Genomic DNA, 12,367 nt, shown 5'->3' with positions numbered 1-12,367 from the left:
TAGATTATAGGTAAGATATTTCAGATTAGTGAAACTTATTTACTTTCATAAGGAAATAGAAATGTATCAGAATATTTTAGTAGCGATTGATGACAGTGATACATCAATGCTGGCGTTCCAGGAAGCCATTGAGCTCAGTAAAGTACATCGTGCAAAATTATGCCTTGTACATATTGCCAATGAATTTCATGCACCTTATGTGGGGACCGGTATTGATTATGAACAACTGGAAGCTTCATTCAAGGAGTACGGCCAACAATTTTTGAGTAAAATGCTAACAATTGCACGCGAACATAATGTAGATTGTGATGCGCAGCTACTGGAAATTAATTCAGCGCATGAAAAAGTTGCAAATAAAATTATTGCCGCAGCAAAAAATTGGTCAGCCGATTTGATTGTTATAGGAACCCATGGCCGTCGTGGCTTTCAGCATTTATTACTAGGTAGTGTTGCAGAGGGTGTGATTCGTAATGCCTCCATACCTGTTCTTCTTATCCGTAGCAAACAACCCACCTAAATTCCATTTTAACCAAGCGAAGAATTATCCCTATGCAAGAGACTATAGACGATAATTTCTTCGCAAATGTTACTGCTTTTTCATAGTTTGATATAATGCCCCAAAAAATTATTATTGGACATATATTTATGCAGCTGATCAATGATTTTCATGAGATGGAGAGGCATTTTTTTTCTCTCATAAGCTTACATTGCGTTGATTATCAAACAATAACCGCATTTGCAACAGGGGTACTTGCATCAGGACTTAATCCCGCTTTTGTGACCCAAATAAACGAGCATTTTTTAAATGATCTTGCACAGTGTAAGTCTTATTTCACCAAAAATAATTTGCCTTGGGCACTTATTATTTCAGAACAATTGCTTACCCAAAAAAATGATCAATTACTCCAAGAATATGAATTAGCCGATACAGGCGTAGGGATGGCATTCAATCTTTTATCGAATAATCTGTATGCGGTTGAAAGCCCGCTTGAATTTAAACTAATGAATGAAGAGTTACATACTTGGAGCATTCCGATTACTCATGGTTTTCAATCAACCCCAGAAATTACACATATTTATACTCAAAGACACAGCGATGCATTAAAGAAATGCAATGGCGTTTATCATTTTTCCGGGTTTTTAGCAGGGGAACCTGTTGTATCGATGACATTAACCGTAAAGGAACATCTTGCCCGCATCGATGATTTAGCGACACATCCCCATGTTCAACAACGTGGCTTTGCAAGTGCCATGATGACTTATGCGCTGCAAAAAGCTTTAGAATTAAACGTGCGAATCTGTTTTTTAGAAGCGTCGAGCGCAGGTCTCAATCTCTACAAACGCATCGGTTTTCAACCACTGTTTACAAACCATTATTATGAGTTGTAGCTACAAAGCATCTAGATTATATTTATTAAAATAAAGTTTGTCTTACGCTAACTTTATCAGACGCTTCAGCTACAGCTTGCTTGTCCTCAATAGCATGAATTTCTGCAAATCGCTCATCAATAATCGCTTTGAGGTTATCCGGTGCAGATAATGATTGATCATTGTAAGACAACAACTGCTCAATGATTTTCGGATCGGTTATATCTTCGATTACATTGCGAGCCCTTTCCCAAACACCGTCATCATGGATTAGTGCACTCAGACGCTTCATGAGTAATTCAGTTGGGAGCTTCGTTTTGGAAATTTCTGTCTCTGATTTGTCGTGTAACCCCTTCCATTTATCAGAAGGTGGGAAAATTTCTTCTTTTTTAGAGAGGACAGAAATGACGGACTCTCTTTGTCTCTGCTCAATACTTACTTTGCTATTCGTTAATTGCTCGTAGTGTTTGTCGACACTTTTTTGAAATTTAGCATGCATATCGGGTGGAATTTGTATCAATTGCGCGTCATTCAGCATAAGCTTGATTCCGAATAACTGCTCAACATGCTCGACTTGTTGCTTTGTTTTCGCAATGATTCGTAGAGACAAACTGTTGTCCTCCAGCCATGAAAAGCTCAGATCCACTTTGGGATCTTGAGGTGCATTATCTTGATTCAGTATGGAAACCATATAAGGAAAAGTAACTAATTTATAGGTTGGTTTAATCAACAACCCATCTCTTTTTTGATTGTACTTCACTTCAGCGTTTTTCATTAATTGCTTCAGCGCCTCAGCATCGACTGTACAACTTAATCCTGCATCGCTTTTAGTGCACTTGAGCCCAAACTCATCCTCTAATTGGCGAGCAATATCTTTATTCGTTGTAGTTAAGGTATACGTTCCACTCTCTTCTTTTTTTAGTTGAAAAGGAATTCTGCTACTTGGTGGATCAAAACGCATCAGATTTAAGAAGACCTCACCATCATGAGACATCACCGAAGTAGGAGAAAAATATTTCTCTAGGCGGTCGAGCAGATCAATTTCTTGAGCGGTTAATGATAGTCGTTGTTTGAACGTGGTTAATATATGTTGGTTGCTGTTACGCGCGTTTGCAGCCATTTCATTAATAAACTCTATATAGTCAGCAAGTTCTGCAGAATTCACATTGTTTTCGATAACCATATCGATTAAATCAATTTTTATTTGAGCAAAATACAAATCAAAAGTGGATAATTTTCCTGAGCATAGTTCTAAAATTTGCGCATCGATTAAAGACTGTAATGGACTCCCATCCTTACTTTTCTCTCTAAGCGTACCTAAAATGTTTAATAATTCTTCAGGGGACGGAGTAATTTCTTGAATTCGCTGTAATTCTTCTTTTAACTCCGGATAGCTTTCTATCACCTCATCGCTGGGATTTTCTCCAGTAATCATCTTTCTGAGTAAATGGATCCCTTCCATGCGTTCAGACAAAGCCGTATCATAGAAAACACTGTAATTTCGATACATAAAATGACGAGCAAAACCTATCACTGAAGAACCTCTAAATAGTGCTGGTGCTTTAGCAAAAGTGTCTTCAAATGAAAAGTCATCGCTTAGACTTGCTGCCACCCCTGCTCCTTCATAAGGTTTGCCATAATCAAAACCATAATAAGCCTCATCCGCAAAGCCTTTATTTTGCGCATCCTTACCCATGCCATCACGATCACCAATCCCAATCCCAAAAGGCAGGTTCTTGCCTAAACCACGAATATATTTAGAACGCTTTACGAATGCCTTCTTGTCTTCAACCAAAACGCCATTATAATCAGGCTCAGAACCACCATGTAGAAACTGTGTTAACTCTTGTAAACCATTTTTCCAACCACAAGCCAATAAGGCATGCACGTCTCCTTCCCCATTATTGACCCAAACAATTTCCTGCTTTTGATTTTGTGCACTAAAAATGCCAGCAAGGCGTGTACCTACAAATTCTCTAAGCGCTTCTTTATTCGCTTTGATTCTGTTTTTTTGCCCTTCTGCATAATCGAGTTTATACATCCAAGCACTTAACTGATTATTCTTAGCAACAGCCGCTTTTACCTCATCACAAAGCCATTGAATGTTAGGAACCATTACCTCCTTAGCATGAGGCCCTTTTATCTGGGTGTTAACAAACGTTGCAAAAATAATTTGCTTTTGGCGCAAATCCTCTTCTTTACCCAAAACATCCTTCAAGTCTTTAAGCTTTTGTACATCAGCAACTTGTTTTATTGGTGGCAAACGTTCTGCAGCTAAAATTTTATCCAGCTCTTTAAAGAATAATTCATCTAAATCAACTGCTCTAAATCCTGGCTCTACACCACCAGGCTTTTCCGCATAACAAAATTGTTTGGCACCAAACATACTACCTAAGCGAGTGAATTCCTTGTTTTTACGCAAAGTAAATTGACCTATTTCCTCTCGAGATGTTTCGATACTGTCTAGTGAAGCGGTGACTCTAATCTTTGGTTCGTCTTGTATTTTTAGCACTGGAGCACTTTTAGAGACACGTCCCATTTCAGTTTCTTTCCTTCGGACAGGGGGTAATAAACTGTCTTTCTCTGGAGGTTTGATACCTTGCTCATTTAGAACATGCATTATTAAACCATCTGGTTTAACACGAAATGTTGATTCCTGGACTAATTCTACACCAAAATTTTCGACACAAAAATTTCTAATAAATTTACTTAAACCACTATTTGAGCCACCAAATGATTTTGAAATCAGTGTATTTTCAGTTAAAAAAACATCCAGGAGTGCAACAATTTTTGCATCATCAGATAACGCGTCATCTTTCTTTATTTGCACTATTCCCTCATTTAATCTTTTTAAGCTATCTGTTCGTTCCGTATCAACTTTGAGTCCATTTAATTGATTACTGATTTCAGTATATTCTTTTGCGAAATGATTGGTTTTTATGGGTGATGTTCTTTTATTTTTTTCGAAGGGATTTCGAATTATATGGCCCCTCCTTTATCTGCAGCAACCAACTACAAATTAATGCATTCATAAACAATGGATTACATAATTATTGAATTCAAAAGAAGTCTTAAACCTCCGCGAACATGCAGTAAGATTTTTAGCCATCCATTGTCCGTCATCCTTACTTGCATAGTGTAATTTGAAGTTTTTCCTGACCATAGGCACCAACTCTAATTGCGTTAATCGTCCCTGCGCATTAAAGGTTAAAAAATACATTAATGACAACTCACTTTTGAACTGCTCCCAGCCGCCTATCCCCTCATAATCATTAATCAAATCACCGCAACCATACAAAATCAAACCCTGATTATATAGCTCAATACCCATTGGATGATGAGCGGAGTGGCCATGAATCACATGAACACCTAATTGATCAATGAGTCTATGCGCAAACCGTTGATGGTATAGGGGAATCTCATAACCCCAATTTCCTCCCCAATGAATGCTCACGATACATAAATCTTCTGCTTTTCTATAATGTTCAATCACTTTTTTAATTTGCTTGATAGTGTCTTTACTTAAATCAGGTAACAACCACACGCCAGGTTGCTCCACTGTAGCCGCCCATTCTTTGAGAATACCACTAGAAGAGAGCCCCATAGAGAATATGAGTATTCTGCCCTTGAAACCAGGTACAAAAAGAATTGCAGGTGCTGTTGCTTTTTGGATGTTTTTTCCGGCACCTACATAGCTAATTCCCACCTTGTCCAGAGTCAACAAGGTTTCTAAAAGACCTTCTTTTCCCCAATCTAATACGTGATTATTTGCCAAAACACAAACATCAATATGTGCGGCAGTAATTACGTCTATATTCTTAGCATGCATGCGGTAATTGATGCCCTTATTTGGCCATGGTGTTTCGCTGCTGGTGATGCTTGTTTCAAGATTAATTAAACGCAGATCAGGCTTTCTTAAATTTAATTCGTCTAATGCATCCCCCCATACGTATTCTCCTTTGTTATGCAGAGGAATCGAGCCATTGATCTGCTCAGCAAGTCGGACATAATCTCGTGCATCGCGAACATAAGATTCATAAATTTGTGGTTCACAGGGATGAGTTAAGACTTGATCAACTCCTCGTCCCGTCATGACATCACCACATAAAAATATATGAAATTGAGATGTTATTGATGACATCATTATTATCCCTAGGTTTTGCACACTCCTCCTATAACTATAGTTTATGGTGTACGTGCGCTCCCTTTGTTAGTTCAATAACGATTTTTTTGCTCGGGCTTTAAAGATGATTGAGCGTCTGACTCGATTTTTCTTTTTTTATGGTCTTCCGGAGTACTTAAAACGCCCAAGTCGCTGTCCGATAATAAAGTTGGGGAACTCGCTCTTTTTCTCCAGTCAAATACATTCGTTTTTAAATCTTTTTTTAAATTTTGAGAAATCTCAAATGGAACAAAGTTTTGGGCGGATTGTTTACAATGACTTGTAAAAGCCTGCTGACAGACGTCCATTTCTAAATCCATTAAAAGAGACAACGAAGGCTCCTCTATTAACTGTTCTAGCCGTTCTTTCTGTGTTTGTTGGAACCATTTTTTTATATCAACATCATCGAGCTCTGCGGGGTAAAAACCAAATTTATTATAAACGGTAAGCGATTCTGCTGAAGGACTGACTGTCATACTTGTCAGCCCTGTATGTACGAAAAAATCCAAAGCATGAGCCGTCATTAAGTTGGCTAGCCCTTTTTGGCGATATTTTTCACTTACAAATAGGCCATATAATTGAGACATCATTTCTGAGTTTTGAATTAGCCTTAATTCTATAAAGCCAATAATCTTTCCATTGTCTCGCAAAACAAGCATTAAATCACATCGATTGCCCTCTTTATGGAGCAATTTTCCATTATTGTTAAATAACTGAATGGTTACATCCTCTAATACCGCTTCATCTTCATTTTCAAAATAAATTTCTGCCATCGCGCTTTCGTGATTAACATAATCAAAGAAAACAGATAAATCATTTTTATTAGGATAATCTAGAACATAGTGCGTTGAACTTGGCAGCACGGCATTGTTATCTAACTCTGTATACATAAATGACCGGAAATCATCACCAAATAGATTAATTATAATACCAAGAGATTAAATTCTCAACAAATAGACTGTTTAATAAATTATTGCCTTCAAGACGCAATGTTGGGATATCACTACATAAGAAACTACGAGATGAGCGAACCGATGTTTATCCGTTGGTATATACTTATACAAAACCAGTCCGTTTTTTCTACGCATTAGGATAGTGAAATCAGGGGAAGAGTGTGGAAAACAAACAATGGCAGTCGCTCTGGTATGTGCTGATGATTTTCTGGATTATCATTCTATTCCAGAACTTTTTTTTCGCCCCACATCCTGTCAATATTGCGTACAGTGACTTTATCAATCTTTTGAAAGCCGATAAGTTAGATAATGTACTCCTTGATGACAGCTACATTACCGCAAACGTGAAAACCGACGGTTTGGTAGGATTACTCCCCGAAGATAAATTAAGTGAAATAAAGAAATATGGTGGCGATGCCCCCCAAGTGACTACCGTACGTATCAATGATCCTTCACTTGTATCCACCTTGGAAGCTGCAAAAGTAAAGTTTAATGGGCAAGCTGAAAATAAATGGTTAACCATGGTGTTATCTTGGCTTATTCCCGCCCTGCTTTTCTTTGCATTGTGGAGTTTTTTGATACGACGTATGGGCACCGCTGCTGGTGGTGTCTTGGATGTCGGCAAAAGCAAAGCCAAAGTCTACATGGAAAAAGAAACACACGTATCATTCCAAGATGTTGCAGGTGTCGATGAGGCGAAAACTGAGCTTATGGAAGTTGTTGAATTTCTCAAAAATCCACAACATTATACGCGTATAGGAGCTCATATACCTAAAGGGGTACTTTTAGTTGGTCCACCTGGAACTGGAAAAACATTGCTCGCACGCGCCGTAGCAGGTGAAGCAGGGGTGCCATTTTTCTCAATTAATGGTTCAGAATTCGTAGAAATGTTTGTTGGCGTTGGGGCAGCGCGAGTTCGTGATCTCTTCACTCATGCCCGAGAAACAGCTCCAGCAATTATTTTTATCGATGAGCTGGATGCTTTAGGGAGGGCCCGCGGTGCTTATCCTATTGGCGGCGGGCATGATGAAAAAGAACAAACCTTAAATCAGCTGCTCTCAGAAATGGATGGTTTTGACCCCAGTGAAGGACTCATTCTACTTGCCGCAACAAATCGTCCGGAAATTCTTGATCCTGCGTTATTACGTGCTGGACGTTTTGATCGCCATGTATTGGTTGATCGCCCAGACAAAAAGGGCCGCATAGAAATTTTGAATGTACACCTGAAAAAAATAAAACAAGCTCCTGATATTGATCCTGAAAAAATTGCAGCTTTAACTCCAGGTTTTTCTGGTGCTGATTTAGCGAATCTAGTCAATGAAGCAGCCTTACTGGCCACACGTCATAATGGCCACTCGGTGAGCATGGATGATTTTACTAACGCAATTGAACGCATTGTAGCTGGTCTAGAGAAAAAAAACCGTTTACTCAATCCCGAAGAACGTAAAGCGGTGGCATATCATGAAATGGGTCACACTTTGATCGCACTCTCGTTACCCAATGTCGATCAAGTACATAAAGTGTCGATTATTCCACGCGGAATAGGCAGTTTGGGATATACTATTCAACGTCCCACTGAAGATCGCTATCTTATGACTGAAGAAGAATTAAAAAATAAAATGATGGTTCTTCTCGGAGGTAGGGCAGCCGAATTTGTGGTTTTTGGCCACTTTTCAACGGGCGCAGCAGATGATCTTGCCAAAGCAACGGATATTGCCCGTAGCATGGTGATGCGTTATGGGATGGATAAAGAACTAGGGCCCGTTACTTATCAGAAAGAACATTCTAGCTTCTTAGAACCACCCATAATGCATAACGATCGTGAATTTAGTGAAGAAACTGCATGTGAAATTGATGCTGCAGTCCGCAAAATCATTCAATCTGCATTTGATGATGCCGTGGATATAATAAAAAAACGCAGCAAAATTTTAGAAAACGGGGCTAAGCTGTTATTACAAAAAGAAACTCTAAATGAAGAAGATTTGGCTGCATTAAATATTAAGTGACTATCAATGGTCGTCTTTTTGTAGCTTCGCTGTGCTCAAGCCAAAAAGTATGTGGAGCGTTGCGTGCAAGCTCCGAAGCAATCTATTTTCCAGAACAATACTGATCGAACCAATTTGTGGCTAAACTCGCAACTTCGCTTAATTTTCCATGTTCTTCAAATAAATGAGTTGCCCCCTCCACTATGTCTAATTGTGTGGTGCAATTCATATGCGACATTGCTTGTTGATTGAGATCAATAACTACATCATCTTGACCGCCTACAATAAGCAATGTAGGTGCTTTGACTTGAGGTAAATAATTCCTAGCCAAATCAGGCCTACCGCCACGCGAAACAACTGCGTTGACTAATTTAGGCTCTTGCGCTGCAGCGACAAGTGCAGCCCCACCTCCGGTGCTTGACCCAAATAAACCGATTGGAAAATGGTATGCGGCTAATTCTTCGGTACACCAATGAATTACATCAACAAGCCGAGAAGATAATAGATGAATATCAAAACGAAATTCACGAGTCACATTATCAATAATATCTTCTTGTGATGTGAGCAGGTCAAAAAGCAACGTTGCGTAGTTCCCTTCATTCAAAGTGCTTGCTACATACTGATTGCGGCTACTAAATCGACTGCTTCCACTTCCATGTACAAAAATTACAATCCCTTTGGCTTTTTCAGGTATAAATAAAAAACCGTTCAGATAAACATTTTTACTGGGAATTGTTACGGGATGTTGAATATCTGCAGTATAGGTATTCATGCGCATTCCTTTTCCTGAAACCTCTCTTAACTCCAAGTATAGACTTTTAAAATAATTTATTAGAAATCAGGGAAAGATTACGCCCTCTACCTCATCTATTGATTAGAAAAATACGTTTTATATAAAGCAAGATACGTATCATCTTGTTCTATTTGTTGTAATATTTTATTTATGCGGTCAATTAAGTTTGAGTTTTTAGATTGAGCCATAATGGCTATACCCTCGCCTAGCGTCACTACAGGCCCCAAGGTTTTAAATAAATTACCATAATTGTGATTCCAATAGTTCACGTCAGAACGATAAAGAAATACAGCAGATATCGTTTTATTGCTTAATGCAGCAAACATATTTTCTACTGTATCATACTGATTCACTTTAATTTTTCCTTGGTACTTATTGAGTACATAAGCATATAAAACACCGCCGCTTAGTTCGTCTTTGATCACACCGACTGTACTCCCTTCTAAATCAGCCTCGGAATTAATGTGGCTTTGATCTTTCAATGTTAAAAATTGTCCTTTACTGAGCATGTACGGTAAGCTAAAAACATGGTCCTTCTGACGAGCAGGCGAAATAGTAACTCCAGCAATGACCAAATCAACTTGTCCATTTTCTAACGCTTGATAAAGCTGTTTTGTGTTCTTTATTGGAATAAGCTGGCACTTTATTTTCAGGCGCGAACAAAGCAAATGGGATAAATCAATATCAAATCCTTCACTACTGGATATAACAAAAGGAGGATTATAAACGAGGGTGCCAATTCGAACGGTACTATGACTTAAAGTAGAAAAGAAAAAACAAAACACTAACCCCAATAACATCCCCTTTACTTTCATACTCATTCCTTTGCAGTAATTTTTCTTATCAATTTGAACCCATTCCAAGCATGGATTCACTAAATTGGAATCTACTTAATAAATGGATTATAGTACATCTATGCCTACATTAAGTATGGGTCTGTTTACAATTCAACTATCTTGCCAAATGCTACGAATTGTATAGAGCTTAAATAAGGGTAATTCATGGATAATAGAAATCCCTGGGCTTTAAACGCCCCAATCGATTCTTTTTTCTTTGACTGTGACGGAACCCTCTCCCTTATTGAGGGGATTAATGTACTTGCAACGAGAAATGGTGTTGCCAAACAAGTACATCAAATCACTGCACGCTGCATGGGAAAAACCGGCATGACGCCTGATGATTATCGACAGCGTTTACTCCATGTTCAACCTACACTCAAACAAGTTGAGGAATTGGCAGAGTGCTACAAGCAACATATAGCTCCTGGGGCACAAGAACTCATTCAGTTGTTGCATGGTTTGCATAAAAAAATTTATATTATTTCTGCAGGGATTAAAACGGCAGTAGTTCCATTTGCGCAAACTTTGGGAATTCCTGCGAGCCATGTGCTCGCAGTGGACGTTTATTTTGATGATGCAGGCAACTATCAAGGATTTGATGAGCAAAGTAATATGATTCAAGGCAATGGTAAAACTGTAGAAATCGCGTCAGTCCTGAAACCAGGCGAGCGTTCCTTATTAGTCGGTGATGGCGTGAGTGACTGGGAAGCTCGAGACGCAGTAACCCGATTTATAGGTTTCTCTGGACTAAGCCCTAAAGAATGGGTGAAAAACCATGCCAATTTTTATATCACTAGCACAAGCTTTTACCCAATAATTGCTTTGGGATTAACGCCTGACGAATTGAAACAATTATCGTCACAAGATTATGCTTATTATGAACAAGGACTGACAGATATTTATAATTCTGTTGTTCTGATCAAGGGGAATGACCATGTTCACTATTCAAGTTCTTGATAATATATCTCCTCAAGGCTTAAGTTTATTTCATCCTGACCTTTATCAGTTGGGTCTTAACCCTGTTGATCCTGATGTTATTTTAGTACGCTCCCATAAATTGCATGATCACCCATTTGAAAAAAACCTAAAAGCAGTTGCCCGAGCAGGCACTGGGACGGACAATATTCCTGTTGAGGCACTTACAAATTTGGGTATCCCCGTATTTTATGCCCCTGGAGCAAACGCTAATGCAGTTAAAGAACTCGTGATGGCGGCCATGATAATGGGTTATAGACATTTAGATGAAACCCGCTCCTTTATTACCGAACTGTCAAAAGAGGACAATCAACTATTAAATCGAGAGATAGAAACTAAAAAAAAGAAATTTGTTGGACATGAGATTTCAGGTAAAACATTAGGTGTCATAGGCTTAGGGAATATCGGCGTTAAAGTAGCTAATGCAGGACTGGCTTTAGGCATGAATGTCTTAGGTTTTGACACCAATATGACCCTGACTAATGCGCTCGCATTGATGCCTGGGGTTGAAAAAATCATGGATATGAATGAATTGCTTGTTCATGCAGATATCATTACGCTACATATCCCTTTAAATACGAATACTACTCATTTAATCAATGAAGAAAACATTTCCCTTGTTAAACCACATACTCTTTTACTTAATTTTTCACGTGAACAAATAGTAAATGAAGCAGCAATTTTGCAACAATTGAATAATCAACGCCTCATGGGTTACATCACTGATTTCCCAACAATTAATTTAGCAGGACACCCTAATGTCTTGTGTTTTCCTCATTTGGGAGCAAGTACGCAGGAAGCAGAGCAAACTGCAGCAGAAATGGTCATTCGCAATATTTGTAATTATCTGGAATATGGAATTATCGAGTATTCGATTAATTTTCCTAATATATCACTCTCCACCTCCCAAGTATCTGACTGTTACCGCTTGCTGGCGATTAACGAAAATATTCCAGGAGCTATGGGTAAAATCACTCAGAACATCTCAAAACTTGGATACAATATTGAACAAATGGAAAATAAATCACGTGGCGCCATTGCCGTGAACCTTATTGATATATCGGGCTCTAAAGAATCCCTTTCCAAACTGTGCGATCAATTGAAGCATATCCCCAATTTAATCAATATACGACTGGTTTCAAGCCATCAAAAATAACGTACCAGTCCATCAAAACAGCACAATATATCAATAGGATCCTGCCTTCGTAGGAAAAACAACAGTTGGGAATACCAGCTCGAGATAACGGAGCTGCATGTTCGGGATTCGAAAACTAAGCCATTTTGGTTCACAC

The 12,367-nt window shown here is 38.6% G+C and carries 10 protein-coding genes; 5 read left to right on the top strand and 5 right to left on the bottom strand.

Annotated elements, in window-relative coordinates:
* The first annotated feature begins 61 nt into the window (after positions 1-61).
* Entirely contained in the window at positions 62-517 is a 456-nt protein-coding gene (locus Lste_RS16315) for a universal stress protein (protein WP_058512044.1), read from the top strand.
* Between the two features lie 128 nt (positions 518-645).
* Positions 646-1,389 carry a GNAT family N-acetyltransferase gene (locus Lste_RS16310; protein ID WP_058512469.1) on the top strand — a complete coding sequence of 248 codons (744 nt, stop codon included), beginning with the start codon at positions 646-648 and terminating at the stop codon, positions 1,387-1,389.
* A gap of 25 nt (positions 1,390-1,414) precedes the next feature.
* Here the strand turns inward: Lste_RS16310 and Lste_RS16305 are convergent, their stop codons facing one another.
* The 3 genes from Lste_RS16305 to Lste_RS16295 all read right to left on the bottom strand — a co-directional run bounded on the left by Lste_RS16305 (position 1,415) and on the right by Lste_RS16295 (position 6,420).
* Positions 1,415-4,198 carry a hypothetical protein gene (locus tag Lste_RS16305; RefSeq protein ID WP_058512043.1) on the bottom strand — a complete coding sequence of 928 codons (2,784 nt, stop codon included), beginning with the start codon at positions 4,196-4,198 and terminating at the stop codon, positions 1,415-1,417.
* Positions 4,199-4,396: 198 nt separating this feature from the next.
* Entirely contained in the window at positions 4,397-5,512 is a 1,116-nt protein-coding gene (locus Lste_RS16300) for a CapA family protein (protein ID WP_237760515.1), read from the bottom strand.
* 71 nt (positions 5,513-5,583) lie between these two features.
* Positions 5,584-6,420 carry a GNAT family N-acetyltransferase gene (locus Lste_RS16295; protein WP_058512041.1) on the bottom strand — a complete coding sequence of 279 codons (837 nt, stop codon included), beginning with the start codon at positions 6,418-6,420 and terminating at the stop codon, positions 5,584-5,586.
* Positions 6,421-6,644: 224 nt separating this feature from the next.
* On the opposite strand from Lste_RS16295, the gene ftsH reads away from it, so the two are divergent.
* Positions 6,645-8,489: an ATP-dependent zinc metalloprotease FtsH gene (ftsH, locus tag Lste_RS16290; protein WP_058512040.1), complete on the top strand. Its 1,845-nt coding sequence runs from the start codon at positions 6,645-6,647 to the stop codon at positions 8,487-8,489.
* Between the two features lie 82 nt (positions 8,490-8,571).
* Here ftsH and Lste_RS16285 read toward each other — a convergent pair whose 3' ends face one another.
* Both Lste_RS16285 and Lste_RS16280 read right to left on the bottom strand, forming a co-directional pair.
* Complete coding sequence (locus Lste_RS16285; RefSeq protein ID WP_058512039.1) at positions 8,572-9,240, bottom strand: dienelactone hydrolase family protein; 669 nt, start codon at positions 9,238-9,240, stop codon at positions 8,572-8,574.
* Between the two features lie 95 nt (positions 9,241-9,335).
* A complete protein-coding gene (locus tag Lste_RS16280) occupies positions 9,336-10,076 on the bottom strand; it encodes a transporter substrate-binding domain-containing protein (RefSeq protein ID WP_058512038.1) in 741 nt (246 codons plus the stop codon).
* Between the two features lie 186 nt (positions 10,077-10,262).
* Between Lste_RS16280 and Lste_RS16275 the strand changes: the two genes are divergently transcribed.
* Both Lste_RS16275 and Lste_RS16270 read left to right on the top strand, forming a co-directional pair.
* Complete coding sequence (locus Lste_RS16275) at positions 10,263-11,057, top strand: HAD-IB family phosphatase (protein WP_058512037.1); 795 nt, start codon at positions 10,263-10,265, stop codon at positions 11,055-11,057.
* Complete coding sequence (locus tag Lste_RS16270) at positions 11,035-12,231, top strand: 3-phosphoglycerate dehydrogenase family protein (protein ID WP_058512036.1); 1,197 nt, start codon at positions 11,035-11,037, stop codon at positions 12,229-12,231. The genes Lste_RS16275 and Lste_RS16270 overlap by 23 nt, the downstream gene beginning before the upstream one ends.
* The last annotated feature ends 136 nt before the right edge of the window (positions 12,232-12,367 follow it).

The organism is Legionella steelei (genome assembly GCF_001468005.1).
In the GTDB taxonomy this organism is placed as follows: Bacteria; Pseudomonadota; Gammaproteobacteria; order Legionellales; family Legionellaceae; genus Legionella; species Legionella steelei.
The sequence above is the reverse complement of the archived record's forward strand: the minus strand, read 5'-3'. Positions and strand labels throughout refer to the sequence as shown.